Genomic DNA, 18,091 nt, shown 5'->3' on the forward strand with positions numbered 1-18,091 from the left:
CCACGCTGCTCGCGCGCCGCACGACAATCTGACGCAGACACATTCCACAAACCTTGCGCGAAGCGGCCACGAAGCATGCCCCAGATGGCCCGATCACCGCACCCGATCAGCGGACCTTGATAGCGTCGGCCGATCTGCAAGCGTGCGCAGCATTGGGGAGTACGTCGGACATGACGCGCCATCACCGTCACCATCACGACAGCCACCACCATCATCATCACGATCACCACCATCATCACGCCAATCATCATCACAACCATCATTGCCAGCCGGCGCCCACCCCGACGCCGCCCGTTCCGACGCCACCCACACCCACGCCGCCCGCACTCGGCTTTGCCGATCTCGGCGTCGTGTTCAACGACGCCACGCGCTTTCTTGAAGGCGGGCTGTGGCGCAACGTGGTCGACGAAGGCGGCCAGGGACTCGGCAGCGTCTTCAACTACACCGGCGACCTCACCGTGATTCAGGACGGCCTGAAGGCGATGGTCGCAGCCGGCCAGTTCACCGGCCAGACGCTCGCCCACGTCAACAGGATCCTCTGCGACATCACCGTCGCGCAGGATGCCGCAATGGCCTCAGTGACCGGCGGCGGTGCGTTCGGCAGCATCGCCGCGGCAGAGACGGCGTTGCGCAACGCGCATCTCGACATTCTCAACATCGTCAACAACGATCCCACTCTCGCCGGCAAGGCCACCAATGCCGACGGCGTCACCGGCTTCCTGCAAGCGCCAGCGCTGCTGCCGGACGGCGTGACGGCCGCAACCGCCGCCAAGGGCACGCTGGCCGAACTCGGCCTGATCTTCAACGACGCAACCAACCGCCTGCTCGGCGGCGTCAACGACAGCAATGTCGACGTCATCCAGAACGACGTCGACGCGCTGATCGCCGGCCTGAACGCGCTGGTTGCGGCAAATCCCTTGCAGTTCGGCGGCCTGACCGGCGTGCACGCGCTCGCCATCATCGATCAGCTCGCGCTCATCAACACCCACATCAACGGCGCGGCCGGCAATGTCGACATCGGCCGCGCGCTGAACGACGACTTCCTCGACATCATCGACATCGTCGCCGGCGACACCAACCTCGCCAACATGGCGCAGCAGAACGGTCTCAAGGGATGGACCGGCTTCGGCGACTTCCTCAACCCGACGCCGGCCTATCAGGACAACCAGGCGCAGACCGATTTCTGGGCCATGTTCATCGCCCAGTCGAACGCGCTCGGAAAGGCCGCGATCGCGGCGGTCAATGCCGGCGATGCGGCGGCGATGGCGAAGATCACCGCCGACCTGATGACGTTCAAGAAGGACGTCACCGATTTCGACGCGGCGCAGGGCGGCATCTTCCAGGCGCGCTTCGACAACGAGCTGCTCGGCGACCAGAGCACGCTCGGCGCCGAGATCGCCAAGATCCTCGAAGGCTTCCAGACCGGCAACAAGGCGCTGGTGGCAGCCGCCGCCGATCAGATGCATCAGAACGCGGCCGACGTCGGCGGCAACAACATCCCCATCACCGGCGGCGCCTACAATGTCGACGGCACCACGGCCGCCCAGGTGCTGGCAACCACCGGCGGCGGCAGTGCCGACTCCGCGGCGCTGCTGGCAGCCATCATGGCCGCCCCGGCGGCGAACGTTATCATGCTGCCCCACGTCGCAGCGGCCGCGCACGCCGGCGCGGCGCCGGCAATCGAGCCGCCGCAGGTCGACGTGCCGCAGATCGACATGTCACAGCATCATCAGCACGCGCACCATCACATGTGGGCGTGATCCGACGGCACGTCCGGCGCCTGCACCAGCAGGCGCCGGACCAGCGCGAGTGCCGTTTCTGTGGCCGGATCGGCCGCGATCACGGAGACCGCGAGCACGATGATGTCGACCGGATCGTGCGACAGCACGATCACATGCGTGGCGTGGCGCGCCGCCATCAGCGCCGTCATGCGCTCGACCGCAGGATCGGTCGGCGCGAGGCCCCACGGCGCATCGGCCCGGCGCAGCACGCGGCGTGGTGCAAGAAAGTCGCGCAGCAGCGGCGGATCGTAATTTGCGAGCTCCGCCGCGCGACAGCGCCGCGCGCTCTCGAAGATCGGCTGTCGCGTCAGCTCGGCGATCAGTTCGTCGCGCGTGGCGCCGGTCGAGACGCTGATCGAATCGAGCACGCCGGGCTGCCGGGCTTCCAGCACCGCGCGCAACGCATCACCCATCAGGCCGATCGTGAGGACGCCCGCGATGGCCACCGCGCAAAGGCGCGTCAGCTGCGCCGCATCGGCGTCGGGCGACAGCGCCGCTGCGGCCGCACCGAGCACGGCCGCGCCGGTGACGCGGAGCAACGTCAGCCACACGCCCTGGCGCTGCGCCTCGGCGCTGGCGCCGGCAATCAGGATCGCGGTCACCGCGAGCAGCGCGCCGAGCGCGCCGAGCCGCACCGGCATGTCGGGCGCCAGCACGCGAAAGTCGGTGATGATGAAAGGAATGACGACGAGCGCGCCGAAGGCGACGCGATCGATCGCGCGGTTCTCCCAGGCCAGCAGGCTGGTGCGATCGCGGCGAAGCAGCACAAGAGCGCACATGGCAAAGCCAGCGAGCTGGAACGCCGACAGCACGATCGTATGGTGATTTTCGAGCTCGACCGGGCCAAACGCACCGGCGAGCGCCAGCACGATGCCGCCAATCAGCGCCGCGAGCTTCAGCCAGCGATGGACATGCCGGCGCAGCAGGCCCTCGGTCACGACCACGGCGCCGAGCGGGATCAGTGCCGCCGGGATCAGCGAGATGCGGTCCAGCGTTGTGCTGTCGGTCCACCAGGCAACGCCGCGCAGCAGGAACAGAGCGGCGACGACCGCCAGCAGTGCCACCAGCCGCGTCGTCAGCGGTCCCCTGGGATCGCGGCGATGAAGCATCGCGGCGGCGACCGCGAGGCCGATCGCGCCACACAGGTTGACGACGGAATCCGCAATAACGCCAGGCATCATGGCGGGGTCTCGCCGTTCGGCAGATGCGGCCGCAAGGTGCCGAAGGCCCTGGTGTCATCGAGCCAATGCAGCAGCGGCAGCACCATGCGCTGCAGCGCCAGCACCGCCGAGGTGGCCAGCAGCGCCGGCAGCGAGCCGGAGGGAATCTCGCGCAGCAAATAGCGGCGCGCGGCGGCGAGATCGATGCGCCCGAGCTGCAGCAGGTCGTCGCCCCTGACGTAGTCCAGCTCCCGGGCGCAGAAGCCGTTATAGACCTCGTCGCGATGCTTGGGCGCATCATCATAGGTCTTCTTTAACGCATCGGAGCCGCCGGTGTAGGCATTGGTGATGACGAAGCGCCGTTCGTCGAAGCCGGCCTCGTCACCGACCCCGAACACCGCGCGATGCGCGCGCATGATGCCGCGCGCGAGCTCCAGATGCGCAAAGCTCTGCCGCGCTTCGGGCTGCGGCGACGGGTAGACGTCGGAGAACGTCTCGCACACCATCCCGGCCACCGCCGGCACCTGGGTGACATTGGAGATCCACTTCGGACGCAGGCCGTCGCGGATAAACAGGAGCAGCGTGGTCAGGCCGTAGAGCACGCCGGACAGGCCCTTGCCGCGCGCCTCCGGATCGACCATCACCAGGCCGAGATGGACCACCTCCTGCATCTCGCCGTCGCGCGCGACCTGCATCACCGCCAGCGCATTGAAAGCGATCGGCCGGCCGGTGGCGGCGTCGGAGACGAGCGTGATGATCGCGCGGGCGAGCGCCTCGCGCGTCCCCGAGAAGATGCCATAGGTGAGATCGCCCGCGGGCAGCGTCTTGCCGGCGACGACGCGGAGATCGGCGACGAGCGCGGCCAGTGCCGCATCATCCAGCGTGCGGCCCGGGCTTTCGACGATGCGCGTGCGCAGATCCGCATGGGTGCGCAGCGACAGGTCCATCGTCTCCTGCCCCAGCGCTGTCAGCCAGAAGCCGACGTTGCGTCTGATGCGGCCCAACGCTGCGACGATGTTCATGCCCTCATCCACTCGGCGCACCGGAAACGGCTCGCGGCGGCCCTGCCCCGCCGTTCACGACATATGCTCCGCGGACGTTAATGCGCGCACCACGACGAAAAGCGGAGACGCAGTCACGGTAAACGCAGCTTGAATGACGGCAAACGGCGGCTGCACTTGCAGCCACCGCTTGCGTGACTCGCTGATAATTTGACTCTCCGGCGAACCGCAACACCGGTCTGCTCCCTCTCCCCGTTCTTCACGGGGAGAGGGAACGCAGCCGGGCTTATGCCGCCTTCGACACCTCCATCAGCAGGCGCTCGGCGCGGGCGTCTTCGATGCGGTTGACGAGCTTGCTGCTCTCGTGGCGGTCGCGCAGCGTCTTGGTCAGGGTGACGCAGGTCTGCACCAGCATGACGATACCCATCGTCAGATAGCCCTTCATCCAGAGATCGATCGGCATGAAGAACACGCCGAGCGCGACGAGGAAGGCGGATGCGCCGAACGAAGCGTAGGAGAAGGTGATGAATGCGCCGGAGTGCGGCTGGACGTTCTGGTTCATGGTCGGCTCCTATGGTGGCGGTTGAGTTGATGTCGGTGGTGAGGATGGATGTCAGTTCGCCGTAGCAGCGCGGCCGGCCTTCAGCCGGGCCAGCACGTCGTCGGCGGTGGTCTTGATGCGCGGGCCAAAGCCCTGCTCGGCGAGCTTCTCGGCGGTCGTGATCGGACCGGTGGCGGCGTCGAGCTCCATCAGCGCCTCGTCGGCGGCCTGCGCCTCGATCTGCCGCTCGCGCAGCCGCCTCAACGTCGCCTCGGCCTCGGGCAGCGTGCATTCGTAGGGGCGCGCCGCCTCGATGCCGCCGCGGCGCAGATTGCGCACGGCTTCCGAAGCGCGGGCGATGCGGCGGCCGCGGTCGAGCTCGGCGATGCGCGCTTCCGCACTGGTGACGTGCTTCTTCAGCCGGTTGATCTCGGTGGCGAACAGCGCCCGGGCCGTCTTGGCTGCATCGCGCTCGGCCTCCAGGCCGGCGATCGCCTGCGCGGCTTCGCGCGCCAGATCCTCCCGGCCGCCGTCGAGGGCGGCCGTGGCCCGCACTTCGAGGTCGGTGATGCGTCCGAGCGTCGCCTCGAGCCGCCGGCCCTCCTGCTGGTCCTGCGCGATGGCCAGCGCCAGCGCGCGCTTGCTTCGCTCGACGGCCGAAGCCGCGTCACGCATCTGCTGATCCAGGATCACCAGCGCGGTCCGATCCTGCAGCTCCTCCTCCGCGACGGCCACGGTACCCCGAAACAGCGTCAGAACGGTCTTGAACATTGTGAACTCCCTGCTATGAGCATCGCTCATGAACATTCTTCTAGCGCAATCTTGAGCGTCGCTCAAGAGAAATGTTGAGCGTTGCTCATCGGGATGGTTAACGATGTCTAAAACATTGGAACGGCGGGCAAAACAGCGCGAGGCCCTGATCGAGGCGGCCGAGCGGATGATCAAGACCCGCGGTCTGGCCGGCCTGAAGACGCGCGATCTCGCCCAGGAGATCGGCGTCGCGAATGGGGCGGTCTACAATCTCGTCGCCGATGTCGACGACCTGGTGCTGATGGTCGGATCGCGCACCTTGGCGCGGCTCGACGCCGATCTGTCGGCGGCTGAAAGCGCCGGTCCGCCGGGACCGGAGACCGCCCTGGTGCGCATCGCGATCGCCTATTGCGACTTCGCCGCCCACAATCTCGAACTGTGGCGCGCGCTGTTCGAACACCGCATGCCGGCCGAGAAGCCGCTGCCCGATTGGGCGGTTGCCGACCAGATGCATTTGTTCCGCCACATTCATCAGCCCCTGGCGGCGCTGTTTCCGAACCGCACCTTCGACGACATCAGCGTCACCGCGCGCAGCCTGTTCTCGGCGGTCCACGGCATGGTCGCACTCGGCCTGGAGCAGAAGCTGATCGCCGTGCCGCTCGCCGCCTTGCGGCAGCAGATCGCGACGATGGTGAAGGCGATGGTGACCGGGCTGGTCGTGGCGGAGAAAACGAACAGTTGAAACGAATGGAACCCGGGCGGGCCACGCGATCCTACAAAGTAGGACATTGCTGCCGCGCGCTACAAATACCTCCGCGTCTGCGTCTTTGCTGATCGACGTCTCGTAGCAGGGGACGCTTCATCAGGCTTTGGTCACGTTTGATCGAGCGAACAAACTACCGCCGCATTGGTTCGCAGTATCATGCCGAGGTTCGGACGTGTTCCAGACAACATGTCGGGAACGGCCGATCAACGAACACTCGACGGTGAGTGTTAGTTCGGTGGGACCTGGCGCACATGGCGCATGGTCACGCTCATCTGGCCGGCAGCATCGTAGGGCCGCCGCGCGATCCGAGACAACAACTCCAATGATGACCGGAGCGTGCGTGGCAAGGGGGAAGTCGTGAGACATTTGCGTGCGCCCAACGACAGGGATCCGCCATACAAGTCGGCCTACGACGAAGGCCGGCGTCCGCCGTACGAGCAGGCCTGGCGCGACGAGAACGACCGACCCACCCCGGCCGAATTTGCGTCACGTTTCGGCATCCAGGATGTGCTCCCGCCGCCGCGCGAGCGGCGATTTCGCGGCGTGCCGAGCACGCTCGGCCTCGTCGCTGTGGCGGCGGCCATGGCAGCCCTCGCATTCAGCAATTTGCCGACCCGCTGGGCCGCGGCACTGTCCGCCAGCAGCAGTGCCGACGTCGCAGCGGCCTCGACGCCGCCCTCGTCGGCCACGCGGGTCCCGCAGGCCGTTGCGGCCGCGCCGGACACGCTGCCGACGGGAACCGTTACGGGCGCCACGCCCGCCATGCCCGAGCAGAGCATGCGCTTGAGGGATGAGGATCGCCTCCCGGCATTCGACACGCGGATGGTCGCCGCAGCCGCAGTTCCGCAGGCCAGCGCTCAGCCCGCAGTCCAGGGCGTGACAGACACCGAGATTCGCTTCGGCATGGCGGCTCCGTTCTCGGGGCCGGCCAGGGAGATGGGTCATCAGCTCAAGCTCGGCATCGAGCTCGCCTTCGCGCAGGCCAACGAGGACGGCGGCGTGCATGGCCGTCAGCTCAAGCTCACCACGGCCGACGATGCCTATGAGCCGACGCGGACGCTGAACGCGATGAAGGAGCTCTACGAGCAGCACAAGGTGTTCGGCTTCGTCGAGAACTACGGCAGTCCGACCGCCCTGGTCTCGGTGCCCTACGCGCTCGAGCGTCACGCGCTGTATTTCGGAGCCTTCACCGGCGCGCCCTCGCTGCGGCGCGATCCGCCCGATCGCTACGTGTTCAACTACCGGGCCGGCTATGCCGAGGAGGCCGACGCGCTGGTGCGCTATCTCGTCAAGAACCGCCGGCTGCGTCCGCAGGACATCGGCGTTCTCACCCAGCAGGACGCCTATGGTGACGCCGGATGGGACGGTGTCGCCAAGGCGATGCGCGGGCTGCGCGGCGGCAACGGCGAGGTCTTCCGCATGACCTACAACCGCAACACCGTCAATGTCGACGACGCCATCGCGCAATTGAAGCGGCAACGCCCCGCGATCAAGGCGGTCGTGCTGGTGGCCACCTTCCGCGCGGCGGCGAAGTTCATCGAGAAGACGCGCGACCTCTACCCGGACATGATCTACGCGACGATCTCCGGCGTCGGCAGCACCGGGCTTGCCAGCGAGCTGATGGTGCTCGGCCCGCGCTATGCCGACGGCGTCATCTGCACCCAGGTCACGCCTGCCGTCGATGGCTACGCGTCCGTCACGCTGAACTACAAGAAGGCCCTCGCGAAGTATTTCCCGGGAGAGCCCGCGGACTACACCTCGCTGGAGGCCTATCTCACGGCCAATGTCCTGATCGAGGGATTGCGGCGCACCGGTCCCGCGCTCGATACGGAATCTCTGGTCAACAATCTGGAGACGATGCAGGACTACGAGCTTGGCGTGGGATCGAAGGTGCGTTTCAGCCCGTCCGATCACCAAGCGCTGCACAAGGTCTGGGGCACGCAGCTCGACAAGACCGGCCAGTATCACGCGATTGATCTGGAATGAGCCGGCACCAGTCGGCATGGCCGCCGGATCTGGCAGGACAAAGCGATTGTCTTGCCTGATCGGATCGGTCATATCTTGCGCATGATCAAGGCCCAAACCATCCCTACGATCTCGTGGTGGCGCTCCTTCTAGGAGCGGCACGGCCTCGTCATTTCGCAACCGTCGCCGCCGTTCATCGGCCCGCGACGTTGGTGTGAGTCCTCGACAGCCTCGAAGTGTCCGGTCGAACGGCGGTTCTCAGTCCCCTGGAGAACCATGATGCACTCCTCATTGCTAGACCGCCCCGTCATCCTGACCGGCGACAGAACCACCGGTCCCCTGCACCTCGGCCATTATGCCGGCTCACTTAAGAACCGGGTTGCGCTGCAATCCACGCATCGGCAGTTCCTGCTGCTGGCCGATACGCAGGCGCTGACCGACAACGCGCATGATCCGGCCAAAGTGAGCCGCAACATCCTGGAGATTGCCACCGACTATCTCGCCGTCGGCATCGATCCCGATCTCACCACCATCTGCCTGCAGTCGCATCTGCCCGCGCTGGCCGATCTCACGCTGCTCTACATGAACTTCGTCACCGTGGCCCGGCTAGAGCGCAACCCGACCATCAAGGACGAGATCTTGGCGCGCGGCTTCGGCCGCGACATTCCGGCTGGCTTCCTGTGTTATCCCGTCGCGCAGGCCGCCGACATCACCGCCTTCAAGGCGACCATCGTGCCGGTCGGCGACGATCAGGCGCCGCTGATCGAGCAGACCAACGAGATCGTTCGCCGCATCAACCGGCAGACCGGCACGGCGGTGCTGAAGGAAGCGCGCGCGCTGATTCCAAGCGTCGGACGGCTGCCCGGCATCGACGGCAAGGCCAAGATGAGCAAGTCGCGGGGCAATGCGATTTCATTATCCGCCACCGAGGACCAGATCCGCGACGCAGTCCGGCGCATGTTCACCGATCCCGGCCATGTCAGGGCCACCGATCCCGGTCGGGTCGAGGGCAATGTCGTCTTCACCTATCTCGACGCATTCGACCCGGATCAGGCCGCTGTCGACGAACTGAAGGCGCACTACGTCCGGGGTGGACTTGGCGATACTACGGTGAAGAAGCGCCTGGAGGATGTGCTGCAGGCCATCGTTGCACCGATCCGCACGCGCCGGATCGCACTCGAACGCGATCCCGACCATGTCCTCGCGACGGTCAGGCGCGGCACGGCGCAGGCGCGAGCCGTGACGGAGGCGACCTTACGCGACGTGCGTAATGCGCTGGGATTGTTCTCGCTGCAGTAGCCGGGCGACCATTGTCCTTGACACGCTCAGGATGCAATATCCGGAACGGCAGAAGGGTGGGGCTCGGTACAGGTGCAGGACATCGGTCTCACGGCGCTGGATCTCGGGCTGCGCGGCGCGGCGAGCGGCCTGTTCATGATGATGGTGCTCGTGCTGCTGCGCGCGCGCCTGACCAATTGCCAGGCCATTCTCGGCCTGGTGATGTCGGCCGGCGGCGCCGGGTTTGCGATTGCCACCGCGCCGTTCATTCCAACGACCACGTTCTGGTGGACGCTGCCGATCCTGTCGGCACAGCCGGTCGTTTTCTGGCTGTGGGCCCGCGCCGCCTTCGACGACGATTTCGCGCTCCGGCGCTGGCACGGCCTGGTGTGGCTGGCTGTCGTCATCATTGGCTTCACCGCGTCGCTGAGCTGGCCGATGTGGCCTGATGTCACCAAAGCCTGCGCCAAGACCCTGTCGGTGCTCGCACTGGGCTTCGCGCTGCTCGCGATCGTGCAGACGGTGACGACCTGGCGCGACGATCTCGTCGCGCGGCGCCGGCTGCTGCGCATGGCCGTCGTGATCCTGAACCTCGGCTTCATTGCCCTGGTCGCGGGACCGGCCTTGCTGCCGCTGCCGGCTGCGCCGCTCGGCGTGAAGGCCAATCTCGGCGGCCTCGACAGCTTCATCAGCGCGCTCACGCTTTGCGTGCTTGCGGTGCTGGCGAGCTGGAATCTGTTCGGCGCCAACACGGCCGTGGCGCTGCCGACGCCGGCGGTGCTGGCGGGGGTTGAAGCACCGCAGGACACCAAGGCCGTCGACGCGCGACCCGCGATCGCGCCGCTGCTGCTGCGCCGGCTCGATCAGCTCATGACCGTCGAGCGCATCTATCGGCAGGAAGGGCTGTCGATCGGCGGGCTCGCGGCACAGCTCAACGTGCCGGAATATCGGCTGCGGCAGGCGATCAATGAAGGCCTCGGCCATCGCAACTTCAACGCCTTCCTCAACCGCTACCGGATCGATGACGCCAAGGCGGCACTGTCCGACCCGAGCCAGCGCGACGTGCCGGTGCTGACGATCGCGATCGATGCCGGCTTCCAGTCGATCGGCCCGTTCAACCGGGCCTTCAAGGCGGCGACCGGCGTGACACCGACCGAATTTCGCCGGCAAGCGCTGGCGTCATCGCCTGACGACGCCGGCAATTTGAGAATTCGGCAAGCCGACTGAAGACATCGGCTGGCCGAATTCGCGATCCGGCCAGCACCGCGCGGCGCACGAGCGCAGAGAGAGGCGTGATCTCAAGCTCCCGAGGACGCCATGCCCAGCACCCTATTCCCAGCCTCCGGCGTCGAACGGCTGCATGCGCTCGACGCGGTCAGGGCCTATGCCCTGCTGCTCGGCATCGTGCTGCACGCGGCGATCTCGTTCCTGCCGCCGGGGCCGAGCCGGATCTGGTTCATCGAGGACACCCATCCCAGCGCCGTTCTCGGCGTGACCACTTTCGTCATCCATGTGTTCCGGATGACGACCTTCTTCATGATGGCCGGCCTGTTCGCGCGCATGAGCCTGCACCGGCGCGGCACGACCGGGTTCGTCAAGGACCGCCTGCTGCGGATTGCGCTGCCTCTGGTGGTCGGCTGGCCGGTCGTGTTTGCGCCGATGGTCGCGGTGGTGATGTGGGCAAGCCGGTTTCCGCATGGCGGACCGATCCCCGGTGGCGCCGGCTGGCCGCCGGTCCTGCCGCGGTTTCCACTGGCGCATCTGTGGTTTCTGTACGTGCTGATCGAGCTCTACGCCGCGGCGCTGCTGCTGCGCTGGCTCGTGACGATGATCGATACCGAGGGCCGGCTGCGCATGCGCGCCGATCGGCTGTTCGCGCTGATCATGCAGAGCCGGCTCGCGCCGGGGCTGCTCGCGCTGCCGATCCTGATCGCACTCAGCCTCGATCGCACCTGGATCGGCTTCATCGGCGTGCGCACGCCCGACCAGTCGCTGATCACCAACCACCAGGCCTGGATCGGCTTCGGCAGCGCGTTTGCCGTCGGCTGGATGCTGCACCGGCAGATCGCCTTGCTGCGCGTGCTGGAGCAGCGCTGGCTGCTCAACAGCCTCTGCTCCGTCGGCTTGATCGGGCTGAGTTTCGCGCTGGCCCTCGGGGTGATGCTGGTGGCAGGCCGGGTCTGGGCTGCGCCGGTCGATCTCGCCACCATCAGGCTCGCGGGCGCGATCGTCTATGCGCTGGCGATCTGGACCACGAGCTTCGCGGCGATCGGGCTGGCGTTGCGCTTCATGGCGGGCTTCAGCCGCACCCGGCGCTATCTCGCCGATGCCTCCTATTGGCTCTATCTGGTCCACCTGCCGGTCGTGATGGCGCTGCAGGTCGCGGTGTCGCAGCGCGACTGGCCTTGGCCGGCCAAATACGTGCTGATCCTGCTGGTGGCGATCCCCGCCATGCTGGCGAGCTATCATTGGCTCGTTCGCGACACCTTCATCGGCCGGGTGCTGAACGGCAAGCGCATCGGGCGGGCGGCGGAGCCGATGTCCGTCGTCGGCGAGTCCGTTCGCACATAGCGGCCGCACACCATGGGTGCCTCCTGGCCGCGCCGCTGCTGATCAAAATTTCATCAGCCCCACCCGGCCTGCTCGCGCTAAATTTGCCGCCTGCGGCGCGCTGAACGGCGCCGCGACGAGCGAGGCGGCCCATGTCATTGTTCATCCGCGGCGGCACGGTGGTGAACCACGACCACTCCCGGCGCGCCGACGTCCTGATCCAAGGCGGAACCATCCTGGCGGTGGGCACCGCGATCGAGCCGCCGCTGTCGGCCGAGGTGATCGATGCCGACGGCTGCTACGTGATGCCCGGCGGGATCGATCCGCACACCCATCTCGAGCTCGGCTTCATGGGCACGGTCTCGGCGGACGATTTCGAATGGGGCACCAAGGCGGGGCTCGCGGGCGGCACCACGATGGTGGTGGACTTCTGCATCCCCGACCCCGGCCAGTCGATGCTCGCGGCCTATCAGGACTGGCGGCGCAAGTCCGAGAAGGCGGCCGCCGACTACGGCTTCCACATGGCCGTGACGTCCTGGTCCAGGCAGGTGTTCGAGGAGATGGAGACCGTCGTCAAGACCTACGGCATCAACACCTTCAAGCACTTCATGGCCTACAAGGGCGCACTGATGGTGGATGACGACGAGCTCTACAACTCGTTCGCGCGGTGCGCCGAGCTCGGCGCGATGCCGCTGGTCCATGCCGAGAACGGCGACGTCGTCGCGCGGATGCAGGAGGCGATGCTGGCGCGCGGCATCGACGGACCGGAGGGCCATGCCTTCTCGCGGCCGCCGGAGGTCGAGGGCGAGGCGACCAGCCGCGCCATCATGATCGCCGACATGACCGGCGCGCCACTCTATGTCGTGCACACCAGCTGCCGCCAATCGCACGAGGCGATCGCGCGCGCCCGCGCCGCCGGCCTGCGCGTCTATGGCGAGCCGCTGATCCAGCACCTGCTGCTCGACGCCGGCGAATATCGGTCCGACGACTGGGACCATGCCGCCGCACGTGTGATGTCGCCGCCGTTCCGCGACAAGGCGCACCAGGACAGCCTGTGGGCGGGGCTGCAGTCCGGCTCGCTGCAGGTGGTCGCGACCGACCATTGCGCCTTCACGCTGGCGCAGAAGCGGCTCGGCCGCGGTGACTTCCGCAAGATCCCGAACGGCACCGGCGGTCTGGAAGACCGCATGCCGCTGCTGTGGACCGCGGGTGTCGGCACCGGACGGCTGACGAAGGAGGAGTTCGTCGCCGTCACCTCGGCCAACATCGCGCGCATCCTCAACATCTTCCCGCGCAAGGGCGCGGTCATGGCCGGCGCCGATGCGGACCTCGTGGTGTGGGACCCGGATGCGCACAACACCATCAGCGCGAGCAAACAGGTCAGCCGCATCGACTACAACGTGTTCGAGGGCTTTGCCTGCACCGGCGGGCCGGCGATCACGGTGTCGCGCGGCCGCGTCGCCTGGCGCAGCGGCGAGCTGCGCGCCGAAGCCGGCGACGGCCGCTATGTCGAGCGGCCCGCCTTCCCGCCCGTGCACGTCGCCAACGCCACCTGGAAGGAGATCACCGCGCCGCGCGCCGTCGCGCGCGACATGATTACGCCGTGATCATCGCGAGAAACTACACGCGACCCGGCGACATTTACCGGGCGGAAACCGTTGCTGGCGTTGAATGCGAGTATGGCACAGTTGCGCATGGAAGTTCGTGATTCGTCCGGCACCCCGCTGCCGGGCTATGGCGATGCATTCTTCGACCTCAGGCTGCCCGGCGATCATTGCCGCGTGGCGCAGAACCTGCTCCGGATGATCCGCGGCGACGACGCCCGCTCACCGGTCAACAGCATCCACTTCTTCCGCGACGCGGCCGAGATCGGCCGCTGGTCGGTCGAGGATGAGCACGTGGAGATGATGGTGATGGACGCGTTCGCGGAAACGCCGCCGGCCGCGGCCTAGCACCGTCCTCGTCGAGAGATCCTGCCGCTCAGACGATGCGCGGATGCGCCGTCTGGTGCCACGCCCACGCCGAGCGGATGACGTTGCCGAGATCCGAGCGACGCGCCTTGAAGCCGAGCTCGCGCTCGGCGAGGCTGACATCGGCGACCAGGATCGGCGGATCGCCGGCGCGGCGCTCGCGAACCACCAGCGGCACCTGCTCGCCGGTCTCCTGCCGGATCGCATCGACGATCTCGCGCACCGAATAGCCGCTGCCGGTCCCGAGATTGTAGGCGCCGCCGCGATGACCCTCCAGCAGCCGCCCGAGCGCGGCGATATGGGCCGCGGCGAGGTCGTCGACATGGATGTAGTCGCGCACCGCGGTGCCGTCGGGCGTCTCATAGTCGGTGCCGAAGATCGCGAAGTCAGGCACATGGCCGAGGATCGCCATCAGCGCGCGCGGGATGAGATGCGTCTCCGGATCGCGCAGCTCGCCGATCGCGCCTGAGGCATCGGCGCCGCAGGCGTTGAAATAGCGCAGCGCCGTCGCGGAGAAGCCGTAGGCGGCGCGATAGTCCGACAGCATCTGCTCGATCATGTATTTCGAGCGGCCATAGGGATTGACGGTCGGCCCCGCCGCGCTCTCCGGAATCGGCTCGCGCCCGGCATTGCCATAGACCGCGCCGGTCGAGGAGAACACCAGCCGCGTGCAGCCGGCCTCCCGCATGCCCTGCAGCAGTCCGAGCGTTCCGGCGACGTTGTTGAGATAATATTTCTGCGGGTCGGCAACCGATTCACCGACGGCGCTCGACGCCGCGAAGTGCATCACCGCCTTGACGTCGTGTTGGCGGATGGTGCTCGCCACCTTGATGCTGTCGGCGACGTCGCCGACCACCAGCGGCCCCCATTGCGCGAAGCTGCGATGCCCCGTCGTCAGATTGTCGTAAACGATCGGCGTGAACCCCGCCTCCGCAATCGCTTTGCTGCAATGAGCTCCGATGTAGCCGGCGCCGCCGGCAATCAGGATCGCGCCTCTCGTGCTCATCTGTCGTGATGTCTTTCGTTCTGCAATCAATGAATGAGGCGAAGCTTCCAATGCGGAGCAGCATAGGCCAGCGTTGCGGCCTGAGCAAATGCAACTGCCTGCCGCAGCGATTAACCATTACGCCGTGATCTGTCGGGCCAGTAGAGCAGGCAGACGCCGGATCTAGCGCCGCACGACGCTACGCGACAAGATCTGGCGGTGAACAAGTGTCGTACCGGACTTCGCCAGCGATTCGGACCCGGTCCGTTCCAGCAGCGTTCCGAACGTTAACGTCGGAGCGGTAGGCGTCGCATTCCGGAACATCGCGCGGACGCATTGCGGGCGCTTGCCTGCGCATGGTCGATGCCGGTTCCATTCGCTGCACGGCGGGTTGCCGCGCGCCAGCGCATGCCTCAGGCGCAGAGTCCGGATGGCGAGCGGCGCAGAATGCGGTAGCAATGGTCCGGCGTTGAAATCATCGCGCGACGCAGGAGGCGCATCTTGAGTGAAACGTCGAGCCAGGCCGATACGGCGTCTCGCGCGGCATCTCCGCCACCACCATCCCCCGCATCGGCGCCCGGCACCTGGGCGCGGCTCGGCATTCCGTTGTTCGCCGTGATCGTCGCGCTGGTCTTCGTGGCGCTCGCGACGACGCGCTGGAATGCCTGGACCGGCAACGCCACGACGCAGACCACCAACGACGCCTACGTCCGCGCCGACCTGACCCAGCTGTCGAGCCGCGTCGCCGGCGAGGTGCTCCAGGTCGCCGTCAGCGACTTCCAGCGGGTCAAGGCCGGCGACCTTCTGATCGAGATCGATCCGGCCGACTACGCGGCCCAGGTCTCCCAGGCCGAAGCGAATGTCGCCGCGGCGCAGGCCGCGCTCGACAATCTGAGCAACCAGGTCGAGCTGCAATATGCGACCATCGCGCAGGCCGAGGCGCAGCAGGTTTCGGCGGGCGCGGCCGAGGTGCAGGCGCGCCAGGAAGAGGAGCGCCAGCAGTCGCTGTCGCAGAGCGAGGCCGGCACCAAGCAGCGGCTCGAGCAGGCCACCGCCGCCTATGCCAAGGCGCAGGCCGACGTGCGCGCGAGCCGCGCCGTCATCGCCGCGCAGCGCCATCAGCTCGAGGTGCTCAGCGGCACCAAGACGCAGCGCGGCGCCGATCTCGCCGGCGCCAAGGCCGCGCTCGCGGCGGCGCGGCTCAAGCTCGGCTACACCAAAATCACCGCGCCATTCGACGGCGTGGTCGGACAGCGTCAGGTGCAGACCGGCGACTACGTCAACGTCGGCAGCAGCCTGATCGCCGTCGTGCCGCTGCCGCAGGTGTTCGTGATCGCCAACTACAAGGAAACGCAGCTCACCCATGTCGCGCCCGGCCAGCCGGTCGACCTGACCGTCGACTCGTTCCCGGGCGAGAGGCTGCACGGCCGGGTCGAGCGGATCGCGCCAGCCTCCGGTTCGCAATTCGCACTGCTGCCGCCGGACAATGCGACCGGCAATTTCACCAAGGTCGTGCAGCGCATCCCGGTGCGCATCGCGCTCGACGGCAACCAGCCGCTGCTCACGCGGCTGCTGCCGGGGATGTCGGTCGTGACCCATATCCGCACCGCCGGCCAGGCCGATGGCGACAAGTGAGACCGATCGCGGGCCGCTGTCGCGCGGCGGCCAGGCGGCGCAGCCGCTGTTTGCCGTCGGCGCCGTCCTGCTCGGCTCGTTCCTGGCGAACTTCGACAGCCGTCTGACCTCGGTCGGCCTGCCCGACCTGCGCGGCGCGTTCTCGCTCGGCTTCGACGAAGGCGCGTGGCTGTCGACGGCTGCGATCGGCTCACAGATCCTGATCGCGCCCACCGTGGCCTGGCTTGCGACCGTGTTCGGGCTGCGCCGCGTGCTCGGCATCCCCAGCCTGATCTATGCGCTGGTGTCGCTGATCATCCCGTTCGTGCACGACTATCCGACCCTGATCACGCTCGCGATCCTGCACGGCATGCTGCTCGGCACCTTCGTGCCGGCGACCTTGATGATCGTCTTCCGCAACCTGCCGATCCGCTGGTGGCTGCCGGCGATCTCGATCTACGCAATCCGCGTCGGTTTTGCGCTGGACACCTCGACCTCGCTGGTCGGCTTCTATGTCGAGCATCTCGGCTGGCAATGGCTGTACTGGCAGGGCGTCGTGCTGGCGCCGCTGATGGCGCTGATGGTCTATCTGGGCACCCCTGCCGAACCGGTCAATCGCGCGCTGCTCGAGAAGGCCGACTGGGGCGGCATGCTGCTGCTCGGCTGTGCGGTGTCGATGATCTACGCCGGACTCGACCAGGGCAACCGGCTCGACTGGCTGCAGTCCGGCACGGTCATGGCGCTGCTGTCAGGTGGCGCCGTGCTGTTCGTGCTGTTCCTGATCAACGAGGCCCTCGTCCCGCAGCCCTGGGCGCATTTCAACGTGCTGTTCTCGCGCAACATCGGGCTGTCGCTGGCGGTCATCCTGCTGTACACGCTGACCAGCCTGTCGAACGCATCGCTGGTGCCGAATTTCCTCGCCACCATCACGCAGCTGCGGCCCGAGCAGAGCGGCTCGCTGCTGCTGGTCTACGGCGCGCTGCCGTTGATCGTGCTGGTACCGCTGTCGATCTGGATGCTGCGCCATCTCGATGCCCGCATCGTCGTCGTGCTCGGCCTCAGCGCCTTCGCCGCGGCCAATCTGATGGGCACGCAGATCACGCATGCGTGGGCGCGCGAGGACTTCATCGTCATCGTGCTGCTGCAGTCGGTCGGACAGGCGTTGACCCTGCTGCCGATCATCATCCTCGCGCTGTCGAATTCCGATCCCGCGCGCGCGACGTCGTTTGCCGCCTACATCCAGGTCATGCGGCTCGGCGGCGCCGAGATCGGCGTCGCGCTGATGGGGACGTGGCTGCGCGTCCGCGAGCAGGTGCATTCGGCCTATCTCGGCCTCAACATCCAGAGCGGTGACGTCGACGTCGCCCGCGCGCTGCAACGGCTGACCGGCCATTTCGCCGCGCATGGCGCAGGCCAGGCCAAGGCCCGCGCCGTGGGGACGCTCGCCGCACAGGTGCAGCGCGAGGCCAACGTGCTCGCCTATCTCGATGCGTTCTGGCTGTGCTTCTGGCTGGCGATCGCGGCCCTGGTGCTGGTCGCCCTGATCACGCGCGCACCCACTGGTCCGTTCTCGCCGACCCCGGTCAGCCTGCGACCGCGCTTCCTCCAGCGCACGAATGCGCCGTTAACATAAGACAGTCCGACGTCCAGGCTGACCGGGAACTAATCAGCAGTTGCAGCGATGCGGCACCCGGATCTCGGCTCGCCGCGTCCGATCCCGAACACATGAC

The 18,091-nt window shown here is 67.2% G+C and carries 15 protein-coding genes; 10 read left to right on the forward strand and 5 right to left on the reverse strand.

All coding sequences use genetic code 11. The annotated features are described in order from the left end of the window. Positions 1-170 precede the first annotated feature (170 nt). Positions 171-1,760, forward strand: a complete 1,590-nt coding sequence (locus ACQR1I_RS26635; protein ID WP_434869299.1) for a hypothetical protein — start codon at positions 171-173, stop codon at positions 1,758-1,760. Here the strand turns inward: ACQR1I_RS26635 and ACQR1I_RS26640 are convergent. The 4 genes from ACQR1I_RS26640 to ACQR1I_RS26655 form a co-directional block, all read right to left on the reverse strand. After that, complete coding sequence (locus tag ACQR1I_RS26640) at positions 1,745-2,959, reverse strand: hypothetical protein (RefSeq protein ID WP_434869329.1); 1,215 nt, start codon at positions 2,957-2,959, stop codon at positions 1,745-1,747. The genes ACQR1I_RS26635 and ACQR1I_RS26640 overlap by 16 nt on opposite strands. Continuing rightward, positions 2,959-3,963, reverse strand: coding sequence for a hypothetical protein (locus ACQR1I_RS26645; RefSeq protein WP_434869298.1), 1,005 nt, complete (start codon positions 3,961-3,963; stop codon positions 2,959-2,961). The genes ACQR1I_RS26640 and ACQR1I_RS26645 overlap by 1 nt, the downstream gene beginning before the upstream one ends. Positions 3,964-4,228: 265 nt before the next feature. Next, complete coding sequence (locus ACQR1I_RS26650) at positions 4,229-4,504, reverse strand: YiaA/YiaB family inner membrane protein (protein WP_434869297.1); 276 nt, start codon at positions 4,502-4,504, stop codon at positions 4,229-4,231. 51 nt (positions 4,505-4,555) lie between these two features. Beyond that, the gene (locus ACQR1I_RS26655) at positions 4,556-5,254 is read right to left on the reverse strand and encodes a PspA/IM30 family protein (RefSeq protein ID WP_434869296.1); all 699 of its coding nucleotides are present in this window, start codon (positions 5,252-5,254) and stop codon (positions 4,556-4,558) included. 103 nt (positions 5,255-5,357) lie between these two features. On the opposite strand from ACQR1I_RS26655, the gene ACQR1I_RS26660 reads away from it, so the two are divergent. The 7 genes from ACQR1I_RS26660 (at position 5,358) to ACQR1I_RS26690 (ending at position 13,744) form a co-directional block, all read left to right on the forward strand. Beyond that, the gene (locus ACQR1I_RS26660) at positions 5,358-5,975 is read left to right on the forward strand and encodes a TetR/AcrR family transcriptional regulator (RefSeq protein ID WP_434869295.1); all 618 of its coding nucleotides are present in this window, start codon (positions 5,358-5,360) and stop codon (positions 5,973-5,975) included. A 381-nt stretch (positions 5,976-6,356) separates the two neighbouring features. Next, the gene (locus ACQR1I_RS26665) at positions 6,357-7,985 is read left to right on the forward strand and encodes an ABC transporter substrate-binding protein (RefSeq protein WP_434869294.1); all 1,629 of its coding nucleotides are present in this window, start codon (positions 6,357-6,359) and stop codon (positions 7,983-7,985) included. A gap of 258 nt (positions 7,986-8,243) precedes the next feature. Next, a complete protein-coding gene (trpS, locus tag ACQR1I_RS26670) occupies positions 8,244-9,263 on the forward strand; it encodes a tryptophan--tRNA ligase (RefSeq protein WP_434869293.1) in 1,020 nt (339 codons plus the stop codon). 72 nt (positions 9,264-9,335) lie between these two features. Continuing rightward, positions 9,336-10,469 carry a helix-turn-helix domain-containing protein gene (locus ACQR1I_RS26675; RefSeq protein WP_434869292.1) on the forward strand — a complete coding sequence of 378 codons (1,134 nt, stop codon included), beginning with the start codon at positions 9,336-9,338 and terminating at the stop codon, positions 10,467-10,469. A gap of 90 nt (positions 10,470-10,559) precedes the next feature. Continuing rightward, positions 10,560-11,813: an acyltransferase family protein gene (locus tag ACQR1I_RS26680; protein ID WP_434869291.1), complete on the forward strand. Its 1,254-nt coding sequence runs from the start codon at positions 10,560-10,562 to the stop codon at positions 11,811-11,813. 131 nt (positions 11,814-11,944) lie between these two features. Beyond that, on the forward strand, positions 11,945-13,399 hold the full coding sequence (gene hydA / locus ACQR1I_RS26685) for a dihydropyrimidinase (protein WP_434869290.1): 1,455 nt from the start codon (positions 11,945-11,947) through the stop codon (positions 13,397-13,399). A gap of 51 nt (positions 13,400-13,450) precedes the next feature. Further along, positions 13,451-13,744: a hypothetical protein gene (locus ACQR1I_RS26690; RefSeq protein WP_434869289.1), complete on the forward strand. Its 294-nt coding sequence runs from the start codon at positions 13,451-13,453 to the stop codon at positions 13,742-13,744. 28 nt (positions 13,745-13,772) lie between these two features. On the opposite strand, the gene galE is transcribed toward ACQR1I_RS26690, so the two are convergent. Next, positions 13,773-14,768 carry a UDP-glucose 4-epimerase GalE gene (galE, locus tag ACQR1I_RS26695; protein ID WP_434869288.1) on the reverse strand — a complete coding sequence of 332 codons (996 nt, stop codon included), beginning with the start codon at positions 14,766-14,768 and terminating at the stop codon, positions 13,773-13,775. A 480-nt stretch (positions 14,769-15,248) separates the two neighbouring features. On the opposite strand from galE, the gene ACQR1I_RS26700 reads away from it, so the two are divergent. Both ACQR1I_RS26700 and ACQR1I_RS26705 read left to right on the forward strand, forming a co-directional pair. Next, positions 15,249-16,382, forward strand: coding sequence for an HlyD family secretion protein (locus tag ACQR1I_RS26700; RefSeq protein ID WP_434869287.1), 1,134 nt, complete (start codon positions 15,249-15,251; stop codon positions 16,380-16,382). Continuing rightward, positions 16,369-17,994: an MFS transporter gene (locus ACQR1I_RS26705; protein ID WP_434869286.1), complete on the forward strand. Its 1,626-nt coding sequence runs from the start codon at positions 16,369-16,371 to the stop codon at positions 17,992-17,994. The genes ACQR1I_RS26700 and ACQR1I_RS26705 overlap by 14 nt, the downstream gene beginning before the upstream one ends. Positions 17,995-18,091: the final 97 nt, after the last annotated feature.

It is taken from the genome of Bradyrhizobium sp. HKCCYLS2038 (assembly GCF_051167655.1).
GTDB lineage: Bacteria > Pseudomonadota > Alphaproteobacteria > Rhizobiales > Xanthobacteraceae > Bradyrhizobium.

Excerpts from the sequence above, each read along its gene's own strand:
- ACQR1I_RS26635 (WP_434869299.1), top strand. The coding sequence starts at position 171 with ATGACGCGCCATCACCGTCACCATCACGACAGCCACCACCATCATCAT.
- ACQR1I_RS26640 (WP_434869329.1), bottom strand. The coding sequence starts at position 2,959 with ATGCCTGGCGTTATTGCGGATTCCGTCGTCAACCTGTGTGGCGCGATC.
- ACQR1I_RS26645 (WP_434869298.1), bottom strand. The coding sequence starts at position 3,963 with ATGAACATCGTCGCAGCGTTGGGCCGCATCAGACGCAACGTCGGCTTC.
- ACQR1I_RS26650 (WP_434869297.1), bottom strand. The coding sequence starts at position 4,504 with ATGAACCAGAACGTCCAGCCGCACTCCGGCGCATTCATCACCTTCTCC.
- ACQR1I_RS26655 (WP_434869296.1), bottom strand. The coding sequence starts at position 5,254 with ATGTTCAAGACCGTTCTGACGCTGTTTCGGGGTACCGTGGCCGTCGCG.
- ACQR1I_RS26660 (WP_434869295.1), top strand. The coding sequence starts at position 5,358 with ATGTCTAAAACATTGGAACGGCGGGCAAAACAGCGCGAGGCCCTGATC.
- trpS (WP_434869293.1), top strand. The coding sequence starts at position 8,244 with ATGCACTCCTCATTGCTAGACCGCCCCGTCATCCTGACCGGCGACAGA.
- ACQR1I_RS26680 (WP_434869291.1), top strand. The coding sequence starts at position 10,560 with ATGCCCAGCACCCTATTCCCAGCCTCCGGCGTCGAACGGCTGCATGCG.
- hydA (WP_434869290.1), top strand. The coding sequence starts at position 11,945 with ATGTCATTGTTCATCCGCGGCGGCACGGTGGTGAACCACGACCACTCC.
- galE (WP_434869288.1), bottom strand. The coding sequence starts at position 14,768 with ATGAGCACGAGAGGCGCGATCCTGATTGCCGGCGGCGCCGGCTACATC.
- ACQR1I_RS26705 (WP_434869286.1), top strand. The coding sequence starts at position 16,369 with ATGGCGACAAGTGAGACCGATCGCGGGCCGCTGTCGCGCGGCGGCCAG.